A 22,786-nucleotide genomic window follows, 5' to 3' on the forward strand; every position below is an offset into this window, starting at 1 on the left:
ACGGGCGGGAGTGCGTGGGCCTCTCAGTAGGAGAAGGGCCAGGACTTCCAGTAGTTCCGGGCGCGGACCCACACGCCGAACAGGCCGCGGGGCTCGAAGATCAGGAAGGCCACGATGAGCAACCCGTAGAGCAGCGTCTCCACCTGGAAGACGTTGGGGAACTCGGTGGCCGAGGAGGAGAGGAAGGGCAGGTACTCGGGCAGCTCGCGGGTCAGCCGGGGCAGGATCGCGATGAAGAAGGCGCCCATGATCGAGCCGGAGATCGTCGCGACACCGCCGATCAACACCATGGCCACGAACTGCACGCTGACCAGCAGCCCGAACGAGCTGGGGTCCAGGTAGCCCGAGATCGAGTACAGCAGCGCCCCGGCGCACCCGGCGTAGAAGCCGGAGATCACGAACGCCAGCCGCTTGGCCTTGCGGACGTCGACCCCGGTCACCTCCGCGGCGATGTCCCGGTCGCGGACGGCGGCGAAGCTGCGGCCGATCGCCGAGCGGGCGATGTTGCGGCCCAGCAGCGCGAAGAGCACCAGCAGCGCCGTCATCAGCAGGTACATCTGCTGGTCGGCGCTGAACGCGTCGGTGGACCGGGAGAGGTCCACCCCGAACAGCACCGGGTCCGCGGCCGGCCGGCCCACGCCGACACCGCCGGTGACCGCGTCCCACTCGCGGAACACGTGCTCACCGAGGAAGACCAGACCCAGGGTCACGATGGCCAGGTAGAGCCCCCGCAGCCGGGAGGCCAGCGGTGCGACGACCAGCCCGACCAGCGCCGCCATCGCGCCACCGGCCAGCAGCCACACCGGGATGAACGTGATGCCGAACCCGTAGAGGTCCTCGTCGCCGGTCTCCCCGCTGACCACGGCCGCGGTGTAGGCACCGATGCCGAGGAAGAAGGCGTGCCCGAGGCTGACCTGCCCGGCGTACCCGGTGACCAGGTTGAGCCCGATCGCCCCGATGGCCAGGACCGCACCGGTGGCCAGCAGCCGCAGCAGCTCGTCCTCCAGCACGAAGGGCAGCAGCAGGGCCACGACCAGCAGGACGGCCAGTGCGGCCTTCTTGGCGCCGGTGTTGAGCAGTGCCATGTCCTGGCCGTAGCCGGTGTACATGGCCGGGCGGCCCCAGGGGCGCCGCCCCTTGGCCGGGGCGGGCGTCGCACGCTCCGCCGGACGGTTCTCGAGCGCGGTCACACGCGTTCCACCTCTCGGGTGCCGAACAGCCCGTAGGGCTTCACCAGCAGGACGACCAGCAGCAGGACGTACGGGGAGACCAGCGAGAAGTTCTGCCCGAGCCAGGGCAGGTACTCCCCCTGGTAGCTGGCGAAGAAGGACTCCACGATCCCGACGAGCAGGCCGCCCACGACGGCGCCCTCGATGGAGTCCAGGCCGCCGATGATGATCGCCGGCAACGCCTTGAGCGCGATGACCCAGGTGGACTGGTCCACCCCGCCGCCGGCGCCCACGAAGGCCCCGGCGACCGCGGCGAGACCACCGGCCATCGCCCAGGCCAGTGCGGTCATCGCACCGACCGAGACCCCCTGCACCAGTGCGGTCTCCTGGTCCAGCGAGGCCGCCCGCATGGCCAGCCCGTAGCGGCTGTAGCGGAAGAAGGCGAACAGCGCCCCGACCACCACGACCAGCACCACCACCATCGCGATGTAGCGCTCCTGCACCGGGAGGCCGGCGACGTCGACGGTGTTCAGGCCCCACGGGTCACCGACGTTGCGCACGTCGGGGCCGATGAAGACGTTCACCACGACCCGGATCGCGATGTCCAGGCCCAGCGTGATGATCGCGACGACGAAGACCGGCCGGCCGATCATCGGGCGGATGGTGGTCCGCTCCAGCCCGAGGCCGAGCGCGGCGATGCCGATCGCGGCCAGCGGCACCGCGAGGTAGAAGCCGACCGGGCCGGCCAGGTAGCTGACCAGCACCGCCCCGGCGAGCATCAGCGCCGGCTGGGCGAAGCTGATCACCTTGGACGACTTGTAGATGATCACGAAGCTGACGGCGAGCATCGCGTAGATCGAGCCGAAGCCCAGTCCGCGGATGGTGGTCAGCAGGACGTCCCTCATCGGGCGGAACCTCTCGAGTACATCCCCTCGACGAGGGGACCGAAGCGCTCGGCGAGCGCGGAACGGCGGACCTTCTGGGTCGCGGTGAGCTCGCCGTCCTCGTGGTCGAGCAGCTTGGGCAGCAGCCGGAAGGCCTTGATCTGCTCGACGGTCGCGAGGTTCGCGTTCACCTCGTCGACCTGGGCCTGGACCAGCGCGACGACCTCGGGCTTCTCGGTCAGGTCGCGGTAGGTGGTGAAGGAGATCTTGTTGCGCTGGGCCCAGTCGGAGACGGTGTCGGGCTCGATCCCGATCAGCGCCACGAGGTAGGGCCGGCGGTCGCCGATGACCACGGCCTCCTTGATCATCGGGCTCACCTTGACGGCGTTCTCGATCTCCGAGGGCGCGATGTTCTTGCCCCCGGCGGTGATCAGGATGTCCTTCATCCGGTCGGTGATCCGCAGCCGCCCGTCCTCGAGCACCCCGACGTCGCCGGTGTGCAGCCAGCCGTCGGCGTCGACGGCCTCGGCGGTGGCGTCCGGGCGCTTCCAGTAGCCGAGGAAGGTGGCCGGCCCGCGGGTCAGCACCTCCCCGGTGGTCTCGTCGATGCGCAGCTCCACCGCGTCGTGCGGTTCGCCGACCGTGCCCAGCCGGATCCGGCCGGGGCGGTTGGCGGTGGCCGAGGCGGTGTTCTCGGTCATCCCGTAGACCTCGTGCACCGGCACGCCCAGGCCCATGAAGAACTGGAGGACGTCGGTGGCCACCGGGGCGGCACCGCACCCGGCCCAGCGCACCCGGCGCAGGCCCAGCCGGTCGCGCAGGGCCCGGACGACGAGCACCCAGGCGATCGCGTGCTGCACCCGGCTGGAGACCGTGTGCTTCCCCCCGGTGCGGGCCAGGGTCTCCCCCACCCGTCGCGCCAGGGCGAGCCCGGCGTTGCCGACGTTGCGCTTGAGCGGGCTGGCCGAGGCCTGCCGCACCTGCACGGTGGCCAGCAGCTTCTCCCAGATCCGCGGGACGGCGAAGAAGAAGGTCGGCTGGATCTCCCGGAGGTTCTCCGGGACGGTGTCGATCGACTCGGCGAAGTTCACCTGGATGCCGGTGGCGGCGTTGTTCCAGGTGGTGAAGATCCGCTCGGCGACGTGGCACAGCGGCAGGTAGCTCAGCGCCAGGTCGGCAGGACCCGCGGGCGGGTCGAGCAGGCCGCCGTCCCCGGTGAAGGAGGCGATCGTGGCCTCGGCGTTGGCCACCGAGAGCATCGCGCCCTTGGGCAGCCCGGTGGTGCCCGAGGTGTAGATCAGCGTCATCAGGTCCTCGGGCCGGGTGGCGGCCAGCGAGGCGTCGACGGCGTCGGGGTGCGCGGCCCGGTGCTCCCGGCCCAGGGCCAGGAAGTCCTCCCAGTGCAGCAGCCGCGGGTCGGTGTACCGGCCGCGGATGCCGCGGGGGTCGAGGTAGACCAGGTGCTGCAGGTCCGGGGTGCGGTCGGCGACCTCGAGGGCCTTGTCCAGCTGCTCCTGGTCCTCGGCGACGAGCACCCGCGCACCGGAGTCGGCGAGCACGTGCACGACCTCGGCGGCGGGGTTGGTGGGGTAGAGCCCGACCGTGACCGCGCCGGCGGCGAGGGTGCCCAGGTCGGTCGACAGCCACTCGCGCCGGTTCTCCGACTGGATGGCCACGCGGTCCCCGCGCTCGACGCCCAGGGCCATCAGCCCGTGGGCCACGTCCTGCACGTCGTCCCAGTACTCCGCCCAGGAGGTCTCCCGCCACAGGCCCAGCTGCTTGCTGCGCATGGCGACCCCGCGCGGGGTCTCCCGGGCGCGGTCGCGGACCCGGGTGACGATGCTCGTCGTCGTCCCGGTCCGGCCGGTCGTCGTGGTGTCGACGGCGGTGGTCACGAGACCTCCTCGGTCACGGCCGACTCGTCGGCGGTCTTCTTGCGGCGTCCGCCGGTGTCGTGGTCCTCACCGAGGTAGGCCTTGATCACGTCAGGATCGCGCTGCACCTCGCGCGGGGTGCCGGTGGTGATCGGGACGCCGAAGTCCACGACCATGATCCGGTCGGCCAGGTCCATGACCAGGCCCATGTCGTGCTCGACCATGACCATCGAGATGGCCAGCTCGTCGCGGATGTCGAGGATGAACCGGGCCATGTCCTCGGTCTCCTCCAGGTTCATCCCGGCGACCGGCTCGTCCAGCAGGAGCAGGGTCGGCTCCATGGCCAGGGCACGGCCGAGCTCGACCCGCTTCTGGATCCCGTAGGGCAGCAGCCCGACCGGCATCCGGCGGTAGGAGGCGAGCTCCAGGAAGTCCACGATCTCCTCGACCGCGGCGCGGTCGCGCATCTCGCTCCTGCGGGCACGGCCGAACCACGCCGCGGCGCTGAAGACGCCGTAGGACACCTGGTGGGCCCGGCCCAGCATCAGGTTGTCCACCACGGTGAGGTTCTCGAAGAGCTCGATGTTCTGGAACGTGCGCGCCAGGCCCTTGCCGGCCAGCACGTGCGGGCGCTGGCCGAGCACCTCCTCGCCGCGGAACCGCACCGAGCCCTCCTGGGGCCGGTACACCCCGGACAGGACGTTGAAGATCGAGGTCTTGCCCGCGCCGTTGGGGCCGATCACCGCGAACAGCTCCTGCTGCCCGACGGTGAAGGACACCCCGTTGATCGCCGTCACGCCCTTGAACCGCAGGGTGACGTCGCTGACCTCGAGCACGTTCTCGCTGACCGCGTGGGTCATGACAGCCACCGCTTCCGACGTCGGTAGTGCTTCACGTCGCGGAAGCTGCGTTCGGCGCCCTCGGCCCCCAGGCCGAGGTAGAACTCCTTGATGTCGTCGTCGTCGAGGAGCTCGGCGGCCGGCTTGTCCATCACGACCCGGCCGTTCTCCAGCACGTAGCCGTGCTCGGAGATCGACAGCGCCATCGAGGCGTTCTGCTCGACCAGCAGGACCGTCGTCCCTTGCTCGTTGATCGTGGTGATCAGGTCGCGGATGTTGGCCACCAGCTGCGGGGCCAGGCCCAGGCTCGGCTCGTCCAGGAGCAGGTAGCGCGGGTTGCTCATCAGCGCCCGGCCCATGGCCAGCATCTGCTGCTCGCCGCCGGAGAGGTAGCCCGCGGCCTGGGTGCGCCGCTCGAGCAGCCGGGGGAACAGCCCGTAGACCCGCTCCAGGTTCCCGGCGCGGTCCTTGGGCTTGGTGTGGGCGCCCACCCGGAGGTTCTCCTCGACGGAGAACTCCCCGAAGACACGGCGGCCCTCGAGCACCTGGCTGACACCGCGGGCCACGACCTGCTGGGGGTCCAGGTGGTCGATGCGCTCGCCGTCGAGGGTGATCTGGCCGCGGGTGACCGCGCCGTGGTGGATGTCCAGGAGGCCGGACAGCGCCCGGAGCAGGGTCGTCTTGCCGGCGCCGTTGGCGCCCAGGAGGCCCACGACCTGTCCCTCCGGGACCTCGAGGCTCACCCCCCGGAGCACCAGCACGACGTCGTCGTAGACGACCTCGAGGTTGCTGACTGCGAGCACGTGCCGCCCTTCGTCGATGGAGGTCGCACGCACCGACGACGTGGTCTGCCTCACGTCCGTGGTGTGAGGCCGGACACTAGGTGGCAGCTGTGAACCAGCGGAAGGGTCGACGCGCCGTTCGGCATCCGGAGGGGTGTTTCGTTATCCGCCCGTTACCGACGGCCTGTCACCGGAGGGGCGGGAGCCGCCGGGCGGCTGTGGACACCTGCTCCAGGGCGTCCGCGCAGCCGGCGTCCAGGGCGACCAGGTGGGCGAACCCGTGCGGCACCCCGGCCAGGTCCAGGCGCGCCACCGGCACCCCGGCGTCGGCGAGCCCGGCGGCGTATGCGCCACCGGAGTCGCGCAGCGCATCGAGCTCGGCGGTGACCACCAGGGCCGGCGGGAGGCCGGCCAGCCCGCCCTCCAGCGGGCTGATCCGCGGGTCGGTCAGCGGGGTGCCCCGCGGCACGTAGCCGCGGGTGTAGAAGCCCATGTCGGCCAGGGAGAGGAACGGCGAGGTCCCGTGTGCGGCCACCGAGGGCCAGTCGACGCCGGCGGCGACGGAGGGGTAGAGCAGCAACTGGGCGGCCGGCTGCGGCCCCCCGGCGTCGCGCAGCTGCTGGCAGGCCACCGCGGCGAGGTTGCCGCCGCCGCTGTCCCCGGCCACGACCACCCGGTCGGGGTCCCCGCCCAGCTCGGCGGCGTGGGCGAGCGCCCAGCGCACCCCGGCGACGGCGTCCTCCACCGCGGCCGGGAACGGGTGCTCGGGCGCACGGCGGAACTCCACCGAGACCACGACGGCGTCCAGCGCCTGTGCCAGTCGCGCGGTCAGCCCGGCGTACTCCCCCGCCGTGCCCACCGTCCAGCCGCCGCCGTGGCAGAACACCACGGTCGCACCGCCCGGTGCGGTCGGCCGCTGGCACAGCGCGGTCAGGCCGCCCCCGAGGGCGAGCTCCTCGGTCGCGACGTCCGGGGCCCCGGCGGTCCCGAGCGCCAGCAGCTCGGCGAACCGGGCCCGCGCGGCGTCCAGCCCGACCTCGCGGGCCGGCGGGGTGAGCAGGTGCCCGAACCGGGCGGCGAGGTCCTGCAGGGACGGGGGGAGGTCGGAGGTCACCGGCGCATCGTGGCGCACCGCGCCCGGCGTCAGTCGGGGGTGCGGGCCAGCGCGTCCCACAGACCGGTCATCTGCAGCGGCCGGACCACGGCCCGGGTGTCACCGACCCGCAGCAGCACCACCCGACCGCAGCGCAGGGCCTCCCGGTGCGCACGGGCCAGGGCGCAGAGACCCGCGGAGTCCAGGAAGGTCACCCGGCGCAGGTCGACGACGACCTCGGCGACACCGGGCCGGGCCAGCGCCTCGGACACCGCGCCGGTCAGGCCGGGCGCGGTGGAGGAGTCGACGTCGCCGGAGACGACCACCAGCACCGAGGAGGTCGTCGGGGTCTCGACGTGCACGCGCATCGGCGGCGCTGGAGCGGGGACGGTCATGTGTCGGCCTTCGGGGTGCGGGTCCCGTGGAGTGCCGGCTGTGGTCTCAACCGTTGGCGCAGAGGCTAGGTCGCGCTCACACCCCGTGTCCAGGCCCGCACGACCGGTCCGGACCGGGTCAGCCCCACACCTCCGCGGCCGTCTCCACGACCAGGGCGAGCTTGGCGATCTGCTCGTCCCGGGTCAGCGCGTTGCCCTCCACGGTCGAGGAGAACCCGCACTGCGGGGACAGAGCCAGCTGCTCCAGCGGCACGTACCGGGCGGCCTCGTCGATGCGGCGCTTGAGGTCGTCCTTGCGCTCCAGCTCCGGCCGCTTGGTGGTGACCAGTCCGAGCACGACCCGCTTGCCCGGCGGGACGAAGCGCAACGGCTCGAACCCCCCGGAGCGGGCGTCGTCGAACTCCAGGAAGAACCCGTCGACCTCCAGGCCGCCGAACAGCGCCTCGGCGACGAAGTCGTAACCGCCCTCGGCCACCCAGGAGGAGCGGAAGTTGCCCCGGCACATGTGGGTGGTGACCGTCAGGCCCTCGGGCCGACCGGTCAGCGCGGCGTTGATCTGGGCGATGTAGCGCTCGTGCTGGTGCTCGGCGTCCCGGCCCTGCCCGGCGAGCTCGGCCCGCTGCGCCGGGTCGTTGAGGTAGGCCAGCGAGGTGTCGTCGAGCTGCAGGTAGCGGCACCCCTGGGCGGCGATCCCGGCGACCTGCTGGCGGTAGGCCCCGGACAGGGCGTCCCAGAAGGCGTCCTCGTCGGGGTAGACGGCGGGATCGATCGCCGCCGCGCCGCCCCGGTAGTGGACCATCGAGGGCGAGGGGATCGTGAGCTTCGCCGTCTGCGCCGGCTGCACCGAGCCCTGCAGGAACGCGAAGTCGTCGGCGAACACCGGCTCGTCGATCGAGAGCGGACCGTCCACCCGCAGCCCGGCCGGGGTGAAGTCGAGGGTGCCGTCGGCGTTCGTGAAGTGGACGGCGAGGTCCTGGTCGGCCTTCGAGATGCCGGTGATCGCGTAGATGAAGTCCATGTGCCAGGACGCCCGGCGGAACTCGCCGTCCGTGGCGGTCTGCAGCCCGACGTCGGCCTGCATCCGGACGACCTCGTCCACCGCCTCGTCCTCGACGGCCCGCAGCCCGTCGGCGTCCAGCTCCCCGGCGGCGAACCGGCCCCGGGCCTCGAGCAGGGACGGCGGTCGCAGCAGGCTCCCGACGTGGTCGGCGCGGAAGGGCGGACCGTCGGGCAGCGAGGTCGTCACCGGCCGATCCTCGCCCACCCCGCCGCCCGTCGCAGTCCCGGGCGGATACTCGGCCCCATGAGCAAGCGCGTGCTGACCGGTGCCGGCGTCTGGGTGCTGGCCGTCCTCGGCGGCTACCTCCTCGACCCGATCCTGGGCACCGCCGTGCTGGTCTTCGGCGGCATCCTGCTGGTGGTGTCGTTCCTGGGCAGCACCGGGAGGAGCACCACCTTCGAGGAGCGCGAGCTGGCCCGGGCCCGCAAGCGCGCGGCAGCCCGCGAGGCGAACGCGGGCAAGCGGGCCAAGGACAAGCTGCGCTACGAGGCCGAGCAGGCACGCAAGGCCAAGCGGGCGGCCAAGAGGTCCGCGAAGACCGGGTGACCCCCGTGCCCCGTCATCCCGGGACGAGGACGGCGACGGGTGCGGCCGGCGGCGGGTCCGGCGCACCCCCACCGGTGGGCGGCGCCGCTGCGCGCGGTGTTCCCCGGCGTACCGCCTGAGCCACCTGGCTCGGTCCCCACCCGCTCGGCCACCGCACCGCGCCCACCCCCGTCGTCGCCTGCGACCGCAGCGTGCCACATGCGGACGAACTTGTTCCGCAACGTCACCCACGTGGGGGGCACCGCGGGGGCGTCCGTCGCCGCCCTACTGGCGGGTAACAACCGGGGTACTCTCCCGCGGCATGACCCTGGTCGAACCGTCGGTCGGCAGCGCTGCCGAGACGTTCCGCTCCACGAACCCCGCCTCCGGCGCCCTGGTCGCCGAGTTCCCGGTCGCCGACGAGGCCGCGGTGGCCGCCGCCGTCGCCCGCGCCCGGGTGGCGGCCGCGGCGTGGGCCGCGCTCGGGTTCGACGGGCGCAAGGAGCGGCTGGCCGCGTACCGGGGGTACCTCGCCCGCCGGATGCACGAGCTCGCCGACCTGGTGCACCGGGAGAACGGCAAGCCGCACGCCGACGCCGTCCTGGAGATCACCCTGGCGGTGGACCACCTGGCCTGGGCCGGCGCGCACGCCCGGAAGACCCTCGGACCCCGGTCGGTCCACCCCGGGCTGCTCGCAGCCAACCACCAGGCGGTGCTGGAGTACCAGCCCCTCGGCGTGGTCGGCGTCATCGGCCCGTGGAACTACCCGGTGTTCACCCCGATGGGCTCGATCGCCTACGCCCTCGCCGCCGGCAACGCCGTCGTCTTCAAGCCCAGCGAGTTCACCCCGGCGATCGGCGCGTGGCTCGCGGAGGCGTGGTCGGCCGCCGTCCCCGACGCCCCCGACGCCCTGCTGGTGGTGACCGGCCTCGGCCCGACCGGCACCGCGCTCTGCCGCGCCGGCGTCGGCAAGATCGCCTTCACCGGCTCGGCCGCCACCGGCCGGAAGGTCATGGCCACCTGCGCCGAGACCCTCACCCCCGTGCTGATGGAGTGCGGCGGCAAGGACGCGATGATCGTCGACGACGACGCCGACGTGGCCGCCGCGGCGGACGCCGCCGTCTGGGGTGCGATGAGCAACGCCGGGCAGACCTGCATCGGGATCGAGCGTGTCTACGCCACCGCCGCCGTCTACGACTCCTTCGTCGCCGCGGTCACCGACCAGGTCGCCGCGCTGCGCCCGGGTTCGGACGACGGTGCCTCCTACGGCCCGATGACCATGCCGTCCCAGACGGAGGTCGTGCAGCGGCACCTGGACGACGCGGCCGCCACCGGCGGTCGGGCCGTGGTCGGCGGCAGCGTGGACGGCGGGTACGTGGCCCCCACCGTGCTGCTGGACGTGCCCGAGACCTCGTCGGCGGTGCAGGAGGAGACCTTCGGCCCGACGATCACGATCACCCGGGTGGCCGACGCCGAGCAGGCGCTGGAGCTGGCCAACGGCACGTCGCTCGGGCTGGGCGGCTCGGTGTTCGCGGGCTCCGCGAAGCGCGGCATGGACCTGGCCCGCCGGATGCGCAGCGGGATGACCAGCGTCAACTCGGTGATCACGTTCGCCTCGGTGCCGGCGCTGCCCTTCGGCGGGGTCGGGGAGAGCGGCTTCGGCCGGATCCACGGCGAGGACGGGCTGCGCGAGTTCACCCGGGCCAAGGCGATCACCCGCCAGCGCTTCCCGCTCCCGGTGGCGCTGATGAGCTTCGGACGACCCGCGAAGGCCGCCGACGCCCTCGCCCGGGTCATGGGCCTGGTGCACGGACGGCACCGGTGACCTCCTCGTTCGACGTCGTCGTGGTCGGCGCCGGGTCGGCCGGCTGCGCGCTGGCCGGCCGGCTGAGCGAGGACCCGTCGCTGTCGGTGCTGCTGCTGGAGGCCGGCGGGTCCGACGACGTCCTCGAGGTGCAGGTCCCGGCCGCCCTCTACAAGACCTTCCGCACCCGGCGGGACTGGAACTACGCCACCGAGCCGCAGCCCGCCGCCGCGGGACGGTCGTTGTTCTGGCCGCGCGGCAAGCTGCTGGGCGGGTCCAGCTCGATCAACGCGATGATCTACATCCGGGGCGCGGCCGCCGACTACGACGCGTGGGCCGCACGCACCGGCGACCCCTCGTGGTCCTTCGACCAGGTGCTGCCGCTGTTCCGCCGGATGGAGGACAACGGCCGCGGCGCCGACGACTTCCACGGCGTGGGCGGCCCGCTGCGGGTGGAGGACCCCCGTTCCCCGCACCCGTGGTCGCGCGCGGTCGTGGAGTCCGCGGTGGCCGCCGGATACCCGCGCAACCCGGACTTCAACGGGGCCCGGCAGGAGGGCGCCGGGCTGTACCAGCTGACCCAGAAGCGCGGCCTCCGCTGGTCGACCGCCGACGCCTACCTCCGGCCGGCGCTGCACCGGCCCAACCTGACCGTGCGCACCGGCGCCCAGGTCACCCGGGTGGTGCTGGACGGGTCGCGCGCCACCGGCGTCGAGTACCTCTCCGGCGGGCAGCGGCACACCGTCCACGCCGAGGAGGTGCTGCTGTCCGGCGGTGCGATCAACTCCCCGCAGCTGCTGATGCTCTCGGGCATCGGACCGGCCGACCACCTGCGGTCGGTGGGCGTGGAGGTGGCGCACGACCTGCCCGGTGTCGGCGCGGGCCTGCAGGACCACCCGCTGGTGCCGACGATCTGGCACGTCCGGGAGGGCCGCTCGCTGTTCCGGGGCGAGTCCCCGGCCGGCTACGCGCAGTGGTTCGCCCGCCGCCGTGGGCCGCTGACGTCCAACCTGGCCGAGGCCGGGCTCTACACCCGCTCGTCCCCCGAGCTGGCCGAGCCCGACCTGCAGTTCCACTTCCTGCCGGTGAAGTACTGGCAGCAGGCCCGGGTCGACCCCGACGTCGACGCGTTCACCGCCTGCGCCGTGCTGGTCGACGTGCACTCCCGAGGCTCGGTGCGGCTGCGCTCGGCCGACCCCACCTGGGCCCCGGCCATCGACGCCGGGTACCTCACCGACGACCGGGATCTCGAGGCGCTGGTCACCGGGGTGCAGAAGGCCCGCGAGATCGCGTCGGTCGGCCCGCTGGCCGGGGTGCTCGCCGAGGAGTGGTCCCCCGGCGGCACCGTGTCCAGCCGGGAAGGGCTGCGCGACGCCGTCCGGCAGACCCTGGAGTCGCTGTACCACCCGGTGTCCTCGGCCCGGATGGGCACCGACGACCAGTCCGTCGTCGACCCCGAGCTGCGGGTGCACGGCATTGACGGCCTGCGCGTCGTCGACGCCTCGGTCATGCCGACCCTGGTCCGCGGCAACACCAACGCCCCGACGATCATGATCGCCGAACGCGGCGCGGACCTGGTCCGCGCCGCCCTGGGCTCGCGCACGCCGGCCCGCAGCGTGGATCAGGTCTCCTGATCAGGAACTGTCCTCCCTCAGCAACGTTGGTGAGGGCGGCCAGTCTTTGATCAGGTCACCTGATCCACGCTGGGAGGCGGGTCCGGTCAGCAGGGGAGGTCGGCGAGGTCGCCCAGGGACAGGACGGCGGCCGGCGGCTCGGTGCCCTGGCCCGACCAGTCCGGGGGCACCAGCACCTGACCGGCGGTGAGCGCGGCGATCTCGGCGCCCGTCACGCTCAACCGGTCGGTGCGTTCCTCGTCGTCGTCGGCGGACACCCAGAACTCGTAGGTGGTGGCGGGGTCGAGGTCGGGCAGCTCGCCGGACCGGGACCAGGCCAGCGAGCGCCCCGGGGTCAGCAGCCACACCTGCAGACCCTCCTCGGCCGAGGACCGCTCCCAGGTCACCAGGTCCTCGTCCGCCCCGTCCGCCCGCAGGTGCGCGACGGTCACGTCGACCGTGCAGGGCTGCACCGCCCCGATCAGCCGCCCGCCGGCGTCGAGCCCGATCGCCGGCGAGCCCTGCACGATCGGCGAGCAGGCCGAGAGCAGGCACACCCCGGTCGCGACGGCCAGGACTGCGGGGGGCCGTCGCACGCGGGTGAGCCTGCCAGCACCGGCCGGTCAGCGGCGGGCGAGGCGCTCGGTGGCCTTGCTGGTCCCGGCCTTGAGCCGGTCCAGGCCCTCGGCGATCTTCCGGGTGAACAGGCCCCGCTGCACCAGGTCGTGGGTGACGCGCAGCTCGTAGGCGGTCGCCCCGACGTGGTCCATGTTGCCCGCGCGCAGGGCGACCTCCTTGAGCACGGTCGTCAGCTCGGCCCCGTGCTCGGCGATCTGACCGGCCAGCCGCAGCGCGCTCTCGCGCAGCCGACCGACCGGCACGACCTCGTCGACGAGGCCCACCCGGAGGGCCTCCTGGGCGTCGATCGGGTCGCCGGTGAAGAACATCCGGCGGGCCCGCTGGGTGTTCGTCTTGCGCAGGATGCCGTGGTAGAAGCCGTTCATCGCGTACTTGACCTGCGTGGACCCGAACGCGGCGTTCTCCGAGGCGATCGTGATGTCGCACATGTTGGCCACGTCCATGCCGTAGCCCGGGGCCACACCGGCGACGGCGGCGACGGTGGGCTTGCGGTAGTCGTAGATCGTCACCATCAGCCGCAGTGCCAGGTCGGTGAACCGGGTGCGGTCCTCCCCCGTCGTCCCCTGCAGGACGTCCAGCGCCCACCCCGCGCAGAAGTACTGCTCGTTCCCGATGATCAACACCGCGGCGACCTCGTCGTCGTAGGCCCAGGCCTCCAGGGCGGCGATGATCCCCTCGTGGAGCTCCCAGCCCAGGGCGTTGCGCTTCTCGGGGTGGTCCAGCTGCAGGATGCCGACGCCGTTCTCCACGGACGTCCTCAGGTACGGGTGCTCGGTCACGGGGTGCTCTCCTTGGTGGGACGGATGGGGGTCAGAGGCCGAGGTCGCGACCGACGATCTCCTTCATGATCTCGGTCGTCCCCCCGTAGATCGTCTGGATGCGGGCGTCGACGAACGCCCGGGCGACCGGGTACTCGCGCATGTAGCCGTAGCCGCCGTGCAGCTGCAGGCAGCGGTCGGCGACCTTCACCTGCAGCTCCGAGGTCCACCACTTGGCCTCCGCCGCCTGGACGGCGGTGAGCCGACCGGCGACGTGCAGCTCGATGCACCGGTCGACGAACACCCGGGCGACGTCGACCTCGGTGAACAGCTCGGCGAGCAGGAAGCGGCTGTGCTGGAAGCTGCCGATCGCGGTGCCGAAGGCGCGCCGGTCGGTGACGTAGGCCAGCGTGCGGGCCAGCACGCCCTCGGACGCCGCGACGGCGGTCACCGCGAGGGACAGCCGTTCCTGCGGCAGGTTGCCGACCAGCTGGTAGAAGCCCTGGCCCTCCTCCCCCAGCCTGTTGGCCACGGGCACCCGGACGTCGGTGAAGTGCAGTTCGCTGGTGTCCTGGGCGTGCAGGCCCAGCTTGTCCAGGTTGCGGCCGCGCTCGAAGCCGGGGGTGTCCCGCTCCACGACGAGCAGCGTCAGCCCGCGGTGCCTGTCCTCCGACGTGCGGGTCGCGACGACGACGAGGTCGGCGTTCTGGCCGTTGGAGATGAAGGTCTTGGACCCGTCCACCACGTAGTCCTCGCCGTCGCGGACCGCGCGGGTGGAGATGCCGGCCAGGTCGCTGCCGGTGCCGGGCTCGGTCATCGCGATCGCGCCGATCAGCTCCCCGGACGTGAGGCCGGGCAGCCAGCGTCGCTTCTGTGCGTCGTCGGTGAGGTCGAGCAGGTAGGGCCCCACGACGTCGTTCTGCAGGGCGAGCCCCAGCCCGGCCGAGGCGTACCCGGCGCGGGCGAACTCCTCGTCGACGACGGCGGCGAACCGCCAGTCCTCGACACCGGCGCCGCCGAACTCCTCGGGGGTGGCCGACATCAGCAGACCGCGCTCGCCGGCCCGGGCGAAGAACGACCGGTCGACGATCCCGGCGGCCTCCCACCGTTCGTGGTGCGGGGCGACCTCCTCGGTGATGAACGCCCGGACGGTCTCCCGGAAGAGCTCGTGGTCGGCATCGAAGACGGTGCGGGGGAAGCGGTCAGCCACGTGTCGGACCATAGGCTAGGCAGCATTCACTTGGCAACGCATCGAGGGGCTTCTGACGATGCAGGAAGAGCAGACATAGACCTGTCCGTCGTTCACTTGTGCTGCTAGCTTCCTGCACACCGCCGACCAGGGAGCCGCTCGTGACCGACCCGTCCACCGCCATCACCGCCTCGACGTCCGCGGGCGTCGGCACGATCACCTTCGACCGGCCCGAGCGGCGCAACGCGCTGAGCCTGGAGCTCTTCGGCGGGCTCGGTGACCACCTCGACGCCTGGCGCACCGACGACGACGTCGCTGCCGTCGTCCTCACCGGCGGCGAGGAGATGTTCTGCGCGGGACTGGACCTGGACCTGCAGTCCGGGTTCACCCAGGAGTCCCGTGCCGCCTACGCGGCGGCGTGCCTGCGGGTCTACGGGGCACTGCTGGACTACCCGAAGCCGACCATCGCCGCCTGCGCCGGCCCGACGCTGGGCGGCGGCTGCGACATCGCGGTCTTCTGCGACATCCGGGTGGGCGCAGCGAACGCCGTCTTCGGCTTCCCGCAGGTCAAGTTCGGGCTGACCCCCTACTTCTCCCCGCTGTGGAAGATCGTCGGCCTCAGCCAGGCCAAGCTCCTGACGCTCAGCGGGGACCGGATCGACGCCGACGAGGCGCTGCGCATCGGGCTGGTCGACCGGCTGGTGCCCACCGGCGGGGTCGTCGCCGAGGCCACCCGGATCGCGGCGAGCATCGCCGCGACGACGACGAAGTCCGCGCTGTTCAACAAGGAGATGATCCTGCGCTCGCCGGCGATGGACCCGATCTCGGCGCTGTCGTTCGAGACGATGGCCTACCGCGAGATCGTCTGGCACCCCGACGTGGTCGAGCGCATCTCCGAGGCCTACGCCGCGATCGGGAAGCGCGCATGACCGTCGACGCCGCGTTCCTGCGCCGGTTCGCCGACGACTGGATCGACGCCTGGAACTCCCGGGACACCGACACGGTGCTCGCCCTGCTGCACCCCGACGTCTCCTGGGAGGAGCGGGTCTTCTGGCCCGAGCCGCTGCACGGCCGCGAGGCCGTACGCGCCTACGTCGACGCGATCTGGCGGGCGATGCCGGAGTACCGGGTCACCGAGGTCCAGCTGTTCACCGCGGTGGACGACGGCAGGGCGCTGGTGCTCTTCGAGCAGTCCGGGAACGCCCCGGCGGCGCTGCACACCGACCGGACCTTCCGGGTGCAGGGCTGCGACGTCTTCCTGGGCTTCACCGACGGACTGCTCTCCCGCTACACCGCCGCCTTCGAGATCGTCGACATGCTCCGCCAGCTCGGCGCCCTCCCGCCCCGCGAGGGCAGGAAGGGCGGGGCGTACCTGCTCGGCCTCACCACCACCCCGACAGCACCAGCAGAGAGGACGACGGCATGACGACGACGTCAGCGGTCGACGTGCACGACCCCCGGATCGGGTACCTGCTCGCCGGGCAGGCAGCCCGCACCCCGGACCGGGAGCTGTTCGTCTTCGGTGACCGCCGGGTCACCTACGGGGAGTTCGACGCCTGGGTCCGCACCGTGGCCGCGGACCTGGTGCGCCGCGGTGTGCAGCGTGGTGACCGGGTGATGGTGCAGCTGCCCAACTGCCTGGAGGCCCTCGCGCTGCAGGTCGCCGCGTTCCGGATCGGGGCGGTCGACATGCCGGTCATCCCGATCTACCGGGAGCACGAGATGGCCCAGATCCTGGGCGACGCGCGGCCGACCGTGGTCGCCGTGGCCGCCGAGCTGGGTCCCCGCCGGCCCGCCGAGGAGACCGACGCGATCCTCGCCGAGCTGGGGCACTCCCCCGCCGTCCGCTACCTGGTGGGCGGCACCCGCGAGGGCTGGTCGGCACTGCCGGTCACCGGCGAGGTGCCCGAGACCGAGCTGCCCGAGCCGCTGGACCCCGACGAGCCGACGCTGCTGCTCTACACCTCGGGCACCACCTCGGCCCCGAAGGGCGCCCTGCTGTCCAGCTCGGCCCTGCTGGCGCACCTGCGTGCCTTCCAGGTCGCCCTGGACGTCGACGACAGCTGTGTCGTGCTCTGCGCGACGCCGCTGTCGCACCTGGGCGGGTTCGTCGCCGGTGTCGTCTTCCCGGCCTTCCTGGGCGCCCGGTCGGTGATCATGCCGGCCTGGCAGCCGGACGAGGCGGTCGCGGTGATCGAACGCGAGGGGGCGTCCCTGGCGATGGGCGCCACGCTGTTCCTGGCCGACCTGGTGCAGCGCTACGAGGCCGGCGCCGGGGCCGGGCACCGGTTGGACCTGTACGCCTGTGCCGGCGCCGCCATCCCACCGGTGGTGGTGCAGCGCGCCGAGGCCGTCGGGGTGCGGGCGATGCGCTGCTACGGGATGACCGAGACCGCCGGGGTGTGTGCCGCCGCCCCCGAGGACGCCCCGGTCGAGCGCCGCTCGCTGTGGGACGGGAAGGTGCTGCCCGGCATGGAGATCGAGGCGGTCGGTCCCGACCGGGAACGACTGCCCGACGGCGAGGAGGGCGAGCTGCGGATCCGCGGCCCGCAGCTGCTCACCCGCTACACCGACACGCAGCGGACCGCCGAGCAGATCGACGACGAGGGCTGGTTCTACCCCGGTGACGTCGGGGTGGTCGACGCCGAGGGCTGGGTGCGGATGTCTGGCCGGCTCAAGGACATCGTCAACCGGGGCGGGGAGAAGTTCTCCACCCTGGACATCGAGTCCACCCTCGCCTCCCACCCCGACGTGGCCGCGGCCGCGGTGACCGCCGTCCCCGACGAGCGGATGGGCGAGGCCGTGGGCGCCTGGCTGGTGCTCGCCCCGGGGGTGGAGTGGACCGGGCCGGAGCGGATGATCGAGCACCTGGACGCCGCCCGGATGGCCAAGGCCAAGTTCCCCACGCACTGGACCGTCGTCCCGGCGCTGCCCGCCACGGCCAGCGGCAAGATCCAGAAGCACCGGCTGCGCGAGCTGGGCTGAGCACGCCCGTGAGGAGGACCGACCCGGTGACACCCCCGCCCGCCGGGTCGGTCCGCCGCACCCGGCTGCCCACGGCCCAGCGCCGCACCCAGCTCGCCGAGGCCGCCGGCCGGCTGTTCCGGCTGCACGGCTTCCACCACGTCTCGATGGCCGACGTCGCCGCGGCCGTGGGCATCACCGCGCCTGCGCTCTACCGGCACTTCACCGACAAGCAGGAGCTGCTGGCGGCCGCGGTGGGCGACGCCCTGGACGTCGTGGAGGCCGCCCTCGGCCGGGCGCCGGACGCCCCGCTCGAGGAGTTCCTCGACGTCCTGGCCACCGCCGCGGTCACCGAGCACGACCTGTGGGTGCTGCTGCAGCGCGAACTGCGGCACCTGGACGACGCCCGGCGCACGCCGCTGGAACGCCGCTTCGCCGGTCTGGCCCGCCGGTTCACCGCGGTCATCACCCGGGACCGCCCGGACCTCCCGGCCGACCGGGCCCGGTTCGCCACCACGGCCGTGCTGGCCGTGCTGGCCAGTCCCTCGGTGCAGCGCCGCGCCCCCGACGGGGCACGGCACGCCGCGGTGCTGGCCGCGGCCGCGCTGTCGGCCGCCCGTGCCTCCTGGGCGGCCGACCCGGACGGTCGGGTCACGACCGCTCGCCAGGCCCCGGCCGGCCGGGGCGACCAGCTGCTCGACACCGCCGTGGGGCTGTTCGCCGCCCGCGGGTACCAGGCGGTGAGCCTCGACGACATCGCCGCCGAGCTCGGGATGGCCGGGCCGAGCATCTACCACTGGTACGCCACCAAGGCCGACCTGCTGGTGGCCGCCTTCACCGCGGCCAGCTCGCGGCTCACTGCCCAGCACGCCGAGGGCAGCGACCTGGACGCCCTGGTCGACGCGCACGTCGACCTCGGCCTCACCGAACGGCTGCTGTTCGCCGTCTACGTGCTGGAGGCCAAGAACCTGCCCCCCGAGGCCGGCCGCCGGGTGCGGCAGGCACTCGGCGCCGACGTCGCCGCGTGGGTGGACGCCCTCTCCCGCGCCCGGCCGGAGCTGTCCGCGGACCAGGCCGCGGTGCTGGTGCACGCCGCACGTGCGGTGGTCGCGGACGTCGTCCGGCTCGGGCGGTGGCACGAACGGCCCGACGCCGCCACGGCACTGCGGGCCGTCCTGCGGGCCGTGCTGGCCACCCCGGCGGTGGCGGGGTGAGCACCGACCTGGCCGGCCTCCCGGTGGTGGTCACCGGCTCGACCCGGGGCCTGGGCCGGGCGTTCGCCGAGGCGCTGGCGGCGGCCGGGGCACGGGTGGTGGTCAACGGCACCGACCCCGACCGGACCGCGGCGGTCGTCGAGGGCATCACCGCACGGGGCGGCACCGCGGTCGGCTGCGTCGCCTCCGTCGCCGGGACGGGCGCCGGGACGACGCTGGTCGACACCTGCGTGGAGGCGTTCGGCTCGCTCGGGCTGATGGTCACCAACGCCGGCGTCACCCGGGACCGCTCGCTGGCGAGGATGACCGATGCCGAGTTCGACGACGTCCTCGCCGTGCACCTGCGCGGCACCTGGGACTGCAGCCGGGCCGCCGTCCGGGCGATGCGCGACACCGGCGGCGCCGTGCTGCACGTGACCTCGGGCGCCGGGCTGTTCGGCACCGCCGGACAGACCAACTACGCCGCCGCCAAGGCCGGGGTGGTCGGGCTGACCCGGGCGATGGACCTCGAGCTGCACCGCCACGGCGTCCGGGTCAACGCCCTGGCCCCGGTCGCCCGCACGGACATGACCGCCGTGTTCGAGACCGGGGCCGTCGGCCACGCGCTGGCGTTCCCGCCACCGGAGACCGTGGCGCCCGTGGTGGTGTTCCTCGCCTCGCCGGCTGCCACCCACCTGCACGGCCAGGTGCTGTCCTTCGACGGGTCCCAGCTGTCGGTGTGGACCCACCCGGCCCCGGCAGCCACCTGGCAGCGTCCCGCCTGGGACGCCGACGCCTTCGCCGCGGCACTGACCGACGACGTCCAGCAGCCCCGCCACCCCGACCGCTGGGGCGCCGGGATCGGCTAGAGCCGCAGCGCCGTCCGCACCAGGCCGGCCACGGCGCGGGACCGGCTGTGCGGCGGCCACGCGATCACCGTCGTGACCGACGGCGCGTCGAGCACCGGCACCGCGGTGAGGCCCTCGTGCAGCTGTGGCCGGACCGACTCGGGCAGCACCGCGAACGTGCGGCCCAGCGCGATGAGCTGCAGCAGCTGGGCGTGGTCGCGCACCTCGGGGCCGGGCCCGGCCGAGACGCCGCTGGGACCCGGCCAACGGGGCGCGGGGAGGCCGGGCAGGTCGTCCAGGTCGGCCAGGACGACGTCGGTGCGGCCGCTGAGCGGGTGGCCGGCCGGCAGCACGGCGAGCTGGCCCTCGGTGGCCAGCTCCTCGACGTCCAGCCCGGCGGTGGAGTCGTAGGGCCGGTGCAGCAGGGCGACGTCGGCGCGCCCGTCGCGCAGCATCGGCTCCTGCTCGCCGATCCCGCAGAGCAGCACGTCGACGGCCACTGCGTCGGGTTCGGCGGCGTACGCGTCCAGCAGCTTGGCGAGCAGCTCGGCCGACGCGCCCGCCTTGGTCACCAGCACGACGCCGGCCTGCCCGGCGTCCGGGGCAGCCCGACGGGTGCGCCGCTCGGCGGCCTCGACCGCGGCCAGCGCGGCCCGCCCCTCGCGCAGCAGGACCTCACCGGCCGCGGTCAGCCGGACGACGCGGCTGGTGCGCTCGAACAACGGGGTGCCCAACCGGCGCTCCACCTGGCTGATCGCCCGGGACAGCGGCGGCTGGGCGATGCCGAGCCGCTGGGCCGCCCGCCCGAAGTGCAGCTCCTCGGCCACGGCCACGACGTAGCGCAGCTCCCGTGTCTCCACCCCGGCGACGGTACGCCCACCGATACCCGGAGAGCATCGATCACACCCGATCGGTGTTGGCGCAGGGCCCCGGACAGCGACGACCCTGGGCGCATGACGACGACAGCGCTGGTCACCGGCGCGAACAAGGGCATCGGGTACGAGATCGCCGCCGGGCTGGGCCGGCTCGGCTGGGCCGTGGGCGTCGGCGCCCGGGACGACGAACGCCGGGAGGCCGCCGTCGCCCGGCTGCGCGAGGCCGGGGCGGACGCGTTCGGGGTGCCGCTGGACGTCACCGACGACGCGAGCGTGGCCGCCGCCGCGGCCCTGCTGGCCGAGCGCGGCGGCCTCGACGTGCTGGTGAACAACGCCGGGGTCACCGGCGGCGGGGTGCAGACGCCCAGCGAGGTGGGACTGGACGCCGTCCGTGCGGCCGTCGAGGTCAACGTCTGGGGCGTGATCCGGCTGACCAACGCGGTGCTGCCGCTGCTGCGCCGCTCGCCGTCCCCGCGGATCGTCAACGTCTCCAGCGGGGTGGGGTCGCTGACCCGGCAGAGCGCCGACGACGGCACCACCGGCCCGCTGTCGGCGGCCTACTCGCCGTCCAAGACCTACCTGAACGCGGTCACCGTGCAGTACGCCAAGGAGCTGAAGGAGACCGGCATCCTGGTCAACATGGGCTGCCCCGGCTTCGTGGCCACCGACCTCAACGGCTTCCGCGGCACCCGCACCCCGGCGCAGGGCGCCCAGACCCCGATCCGCCTGGCCACCCTCCCCGACGGCGGCCCCACCGGCACCTACTCCGACGACGACGGCCCCATCCCCTGGTGACCCCTCCGCCGCCCCGGCGTTGATCAGCTGGGACGACGAAACTCCGTCCTCCTCCACCGACGCCGGTGGAGGAGGACGCACGGTGGTCGTCGGAGCTGATCGACGCCGGGGGCAGGGGCGGGCGGGTCAGCCGCGGGTGACAGCGTCCTCGGCGGCGGCCAGCTCCGGGTCGGGGGCGGACGGCGGCACCGGCGCCGAGCCCTTACGGATCGCGATGGACAGCCCGGCCGCGACCAGGCAGAGGAGCGCCGCGCCGTACCAGGCGGCGTCGTAGGTGCCGGTGACGTCGCGGACCACCCCGGCCGAGTACGCCGCGATCGCCGACCCGACCTGGTGGCTGGCGAACACCCAGCCGAACACCACCGGGGCGCGGGCGCCGAAGTGCTGCCGGCAGAGGGCGAGGGTGGGCGGCACGGTGGCCACCCAGTCCAGGCCGTAGAACACGATGAACGCGATCATCGAGGCCTGCAGGTCCGAGCCGAACAGCGGCGGCAGCAGGAAGAGCGACAACCCGCGCAGCGAGTAGTAGGCCAGCAGCAGCAGGCGCGGGTCGACCCGGTCGGTCAGCCAGCCCGAGGCGATGGTGCCGGCGATGTCGAACAGCCCGACCAGGGCCAGCAGTGACGCCGCGGTGGTCACCGGCATGCCGTGGTCGTGCGCGGCCGGGATGAAGTGCGGCTGCACGAGCCCGTTCGTGGTGGCCCCGCAGATCGCGAACCCGGCGGCCAGCAGCCAGAACACCCGGGTCCTCGACGCCAGCGCGAGCCCGGCGAGCGCGGTGCGGGCGGCGTTGCCGGTGGCCCGGGGCGGCTCGTCGGCCGCCGTGCCGCCGAAGGGCACCGCATCGACGTCGCTGGGCCGGTCGCGCAGGAAGAAGGCGACCAGCGGGATGACGACGAGGGCGGCAGCCGTCGTCCCCAGGGCCGCCGGTCGCCAGCCGTGCGCGGCCGAGACCTGGGCGACGACGGGCAGGAACACCAGCTGCCCGGCCGCCCCGCCGGCGGTCAGCACCCCGGAGACCAGCCCGCGGCGGGCGACGAACCAGCGGCCGGTGATCGTGGCGACCAACGACATGGCCATCGACCCGGTGCCCAGCCCGACGAGCAGCCCCCAGCACAGCACCAGCTGCCACGGCGCGGTCATGAACACGGTCAGCCCGGACCCGACCGCGACGACGAGCAGCGCGCTGACCACGACCCGCCGGATCCCGAAGCGCTCCATCAGGGCCGCGGCGAAGGGCGCGGTCAGCCCGTAGAGCGCCATGTTCAGCCCGACCGCGGCGGAGATGGTCGACGTCGACCAGCCGAACTCCTCCTGCAGCGGCTCGATGAGCACACCGGGCACCGCCCGGAACGCCGCCGCCCCGACCAGCGCCAGGAAGGTCACCGCGGCGACCCACCAGGCGGGGTGGATCCGGCGGGTGCGCGGTGCGGCGGTCACGGGGCTGAGCATGACGTCTCCCGCCGCCGGAGAACAGTGGCCGGACG

Annotated in this window: 22 protein-coding genes; 9 read left to right on the forward strand and 13 right to left on the reverse strand. The window is 73.5% G+C overall.

The window, feature by feature from the left end; all coding sequences use genetic code 11:
- Positions 1-23: 23 nt before the first annotated feature.
- The 8 genes from F1C76_02485 to F1C76_02520 form a co-directional block, all read right to left on the reverse strand.
- Positions 24-1,109, reverse strand: a complete 1,086-nt coding sequence (locus tag F1C76_02485) for a branched-chain amino acid ABC transporter permease (GenBank protein ID QNG38951.1) — start codon at positions 1,107-1,109, stop codon at positions 24-26.
- A 77-nt stretch (positions 1,110-1,186) separates the two neighbouring features.
- Positions 1,187-2,074 carry a branched-chain amino acid ABC transporter permease gene (locus F1C76_02490; GenBank protein QNG35623.1) on the reverse strand — a complete coding sequence of 296 codons (888 nt, stop codon included), beginning with the start codon at positions 2,072-2,074 and terminating at the stop codon, positions 1,187-1,189.
- Entirely contained in the window at positions 2,071-3,843 is a 1,773-nt protein-coding gene (locus F1C76_02495; protein QNG38952.1) for a long-chain fatty acid--CoA ligase, read from the reverse strand. Before F1C76_02495 ends, F1C76_02490 begins: the two co-directional genes overlap by 4 nt.
- Before the next feature lie 101 nt (positions 3,844-3,944).
- Positions 3,945-4,787, reverse strand: a complete 843-nt coding sequence (locus F1C76_02500) for an ABC transporter ATP-binding protein (GenBank protein ID QNG35624.1) — start codon at positions 4,785-4,787, stop codon at positions 3,945-3,947.
- On the reverse strand, positions 4,784-5,569 hold the full coding sequence (locus tag F1C76_02505) for an ABC transporter ATP-binding protein (protein ID QNG38953.1): 786 nt from the start codon (positions 5,567-5,569) through the stop codon (positions 4,784-4,786). The genes F1C76_02500 and F1C76_02505 overlap by 4 nt, the downstream gene beginning before the upstream one ends.
- A 166-nt stretch (positions 5,570-5,735) precedes the next feature.
- A complete protein-coding gene (locus F1C76_02510) occupies positions 5,736-6,722 on the reverse strand; it encodes an alpha/beta hydrolase (GenBank protein QNG35625.1) in 987 nt (328 codons plus the stop codon).
- Complete coding sequence (locus tag F1C76_02515) at positions 6,692-7,036, reverse strand: STAS domain-containing protein (GenBank protein QNG35626.1); 345 nt, start codon at positions 7,034-7,036, stop codon at positions 6,692-6,694. Before F1C76_02515 ends, F1C76_02510 begins: the two co-directional genes overlap by 31 nt.
- Positions 7,037-7,154: 118 nt before the next feature.
- Positions 7,155-8,282: a 5-methyltetrahydropteroyltriglutamate--homocysteine S-methyltransferase gene (locus tag F1C76_02520; protein ID QNG35627.1), complete on the reverse strand. Its 1,128-nt coding sequence runs from the start codon at positions 8,280-8,282 to the stop codon at positions 7,155-7,157.
- A gap of 57 nt (positions 8,283-8,339) precedes the next feature.
- On the opposite strand from F1C76_02520, the gene F1C76_02525 reads away from it, so the two are divergent.
- The 3 genes from F1C76_02525 (at position 8,340) to F1C76_02535 (ending at position 12,059) form a co-directional block, all read left to right on the forward strand.
- The gene (locus F1C76_02525; GenBank protein QNG35628.1) at positions 8,340-8,642 is read left to right on the forward strand and encodes a hypothetical protein; all 303 of its coding nucleotides are present in this window, start codon (positions 8,340-8,342) and stop codon (positions 8,640-8,642) included.
- 301 nt (positions 8,643-8,943) lie between these two features.
- Entirely contained in the window at positions 8,944-10,446 is a 1,503-nt protein-coding gene (locus F1C76_02530) for an aldehyde dehydrogenase family protein (protein QNG35629.1), read from the forward strand.
- A complete protein-coding gene (locus F1C76_02535) occupies positions 10,443-12,059 on the forward strand; it encodes a choline dehydrogenase (protein QNG35630.1) in 1,617 nt (538 codons plus the stop codon). The genes F1C76_02530 and F1C76_02535 overlap by 4 nt, the downstream gene beginning before the upstream one ends.
- An 86-nt stretch (positions 12,060-12,145) precedes the next feature.
- Here F1C76_02535 and F1C76_02540 read toward each other — a convergent pair whose 3' ends face one another.
- The 3 genes from F1C76_02540 to F1C76_02550 are packed head-to-tail and all read right to left on the reverse strand — an operon-like array spanning position 12,146 to position 14,657.
- Positions 12,146-12,634 (reverse strand): hypothetical protein, encoded by a 489-nt coding sequence (locus F1C76_02540; GenBank protein ID QNG35631.1) that lies wholly within the window; start codon positions 12,632-12,634, stop codon positions 12,146-12,148.
- 27 nt (positions 12,635-12,661) lie between these two features.
- Positions 12,662-13,456 (reverse strand): enoyl-CoA hydratase/isomerase family protein, encoded by a 795-nt coding sequence (locus F1C76_02545; GenBank protein QNG35632.1) that lies wholly within the window; start codon positions 13,454-13,456, stop codon positions 12,662-12,664.
- A 31-nt stretch (positions 13,457-13,487) separates the two neighbouring features.
- The gene (locus F1C76_02550; protein ID QNG35633.1) at positions 13,488-14,657 is read right to left on the reverse strand and encodes an acyl-CoA dehydrogenase; all 1,170 of its coding nucleotides are present in this window, start codon (positions 14,655-14,657) and stop codon (positions 13,488-13,490) included.
- 128 nt (positions 14,658-14,785) lie between these two features.
- Between F1C76_02550 and F1C76_02555 the strand changes: the two genes are divergently transcribed.
- From F1C76_02555 to F1C76_02575, 5 genes are read left to right on the forward strand one after another with little or no spacing between them, the layout of a single operon-like run.
- Positions 14,786-15,553 (forward strand): enoyl-CoA hydratase/isomerase family protein, encoded by a 768-nt coding sequence (locus F1C76_02555; protein ID QNG35634.1) that lies wholly within the window; start codon positions 14,786-14,788, stop codon positions 15,551-15,553.
- Entirely contained in the window at positions 15,550-16,050 is a 501-nt protein-coding gene (locus tag F1C76_02560; protein QNG35635.1) for a nuclear transport factor 2 family protein, read from the forward strand. Before F1C76_02555 ends, F1C76_02560 begins: the two co-directional genes overlap by 4 nt.
- The gene (locus F1C76_02565; GenBank protein QNG35636.1) at positions 16,047-17,609 is read left to right on the forward strand and encodes a cyclohexanecarboxylate-CoA ligase; all 1,563 of its coding nucleotides are present in this window, start codon (positions 16,047-16,049) and stop codon (positions 17,607-17,609) included. Before F1C76_02560 ends, F1C76_02565 begins: the two co-directional genes overlap by 4 nt.
- A complete protein-coding gene (locus F1C76_02570) occupies positions 17,462-18,802 on the forward strand; it encodes a TetR/AcrR family transcriptional regulator (GenBank protein ID QNG35637.1) in 1,341 nt (446 codons plus the stop codon). The genes F1C76_02565 and F1C76_02570 overlap by 148 nt, the downstream gene beginning before the upstream one ends.
- Positions 18,385-19,650 (forward strand): SDR family NAD(P)-dependent oxidoreductase, encoded by a 1,266-nt coding sequence (locus F1C76_02575; GenBank protein QNG38954.1) that lies wholly within the window; start codon positions 18,385-18,387, stop codon positions 19,648-19,650. Before F1C76_02570 ends, F1C76_02575 begins: the two co-directional genes overlap by 418 nt.
- Here the strand turns inward: F1C76_02575 and F1C76_02580 are convergent.
- Positions 19,647-20,489, reverse strand: a complete 843-nt coding sequence (locus tag F1C76_02580) for a LysR family transcriptional regulator (GenBank protein QNG35638.1) — start codon at positions 20,487-20,489, stop codon at positions 19,647-19,649. The genes F1C76_02575 and F1C76_02580 overlap by 4 nt on opposite strands.
- Before the next feature lie 93 nt (positions 20,490-20,582).
- On the opposite strand from F1C76_02580, the gene F1C76_02585 reads away from it, so the two are divergent.
- A complete protein-coding gene (locus F1C76_02585; GenBank protein QNG35639.1) occupies positions 20,583-21,299 on the forward strand; it encodes an SDR family oxidoreductase in 717 nt (238 codons plus the stop codon).
- A 126-nt stretch (positions 21,300-21,425) separates the two neighbouring features.
- On the opposite strand, the gene F1C76_02590 is transcribed toward F1C76_02585, so the two are convergent.
- The gene (locus F1C76_02590) at positions 21,426-22,751 is read right to left on the reverse strand and encodes an MFS transporter (protein ID QNG35640.1); all 1,326 of its coding nucleotides are present in this window, start codon (positions 22,749-22,751) and stop codon (positions 21,426-21,428) included.
- Between the last annotated feature and the right edge of the window lie 35 nt (positions 22,752-22,786).

The organism is Geodermatophilaceae bacterium NBWT11 (assembly GCA_014218215.1).
Lineage (GTDB): Bacteria > Actinomycetota > Actinomycetes > Mycobacteriales > Geodermatophilaceae > Klenkia.

Bases quoted from the DNA above. Each gene is read 5' to 3' on its own strand.
- F1C76_02560 (QNG35635.1), top strand. From the start codon at position 15,550: ATGACCGTCGACGCCGCGTTCCTGCGCCGGTTCGCCGACGACTGGATC.
- F1C76_02495 (QNG38952.1), bottom strand. From the start codon at position 3,843: ATGCGCAGCAAGCAGCTGGGCCTGTGGCGGGAGACCTCCTGGGCGGAG.
- F1C76_02565 (QNG35636.1), top strand. From the start codon at position 16,047: ATGACGACGACGTCAGCGGTCGACGTGCACGACCCCCGGATCGGGTAC.
- F1C76_02515 (QNG35626.1), bottom strand. From the start codon at position 7,036: ATGACCGTCCCCGCTCCAGCGCCGCCGATGCGCGTGCACGTCGAGACC.
- F1C76_02590 (QNG35640.1), bottom strand. From the start codon at position 22,751: ATGCTCAGCCCCGTGACCGCCGCACCGCGCACCCGCCGGATCCACCCC.
- F1C76_02585 (QNG35639.1), top strand. From the start codon at position 20,583: ATGACGACGACAGCGCTGGTCACCGGCGCGAACAAGGGCATCGGGTAC.
- F1C76_02500 (QNG35624.1), bottom strand. From the start codon at position 4,787: ATGACCCACGCGGTCAGCGAGAACGTGCTCGAGGTCAGCGACGTCACC.
- F1C76_02490 (QNG35623.1), bottom strand. From the start codon at position 2,074: ATGAGGGACGTCCTGCTGACCACCATCCGCGGACTGGGCTTCGGCTCG.
- F1C76_02550 (QNG35633.1), bottom strand. From the start codon at position 14,657: ATGGTCCGACACGTGGCTGACCGCTTCCCCCGCACCGTCTTCGATGCC.
- F1C76_02530 (QNG35629.1), top strand. From the start codon at position 8,944: ATGACCCTGGTCGAACCGTCGGTCGGCAGCGCTGCCGAGACGTTCCGC.
- F1C76_02485 (QNG38951.1), bottom strand. From the start codon at position 1,109: ATGTACACCGGCTACGGCCAGGACATGGCACTGCTCAACACCGGCGCC.
- F1C76_02525 (QNG35628.1), top strand. From the start codon at position 8,340: ATGAGCAAGCGCGTGCTGACCGGTGCCGGCGTCTGGGTGCTGGCCGTC.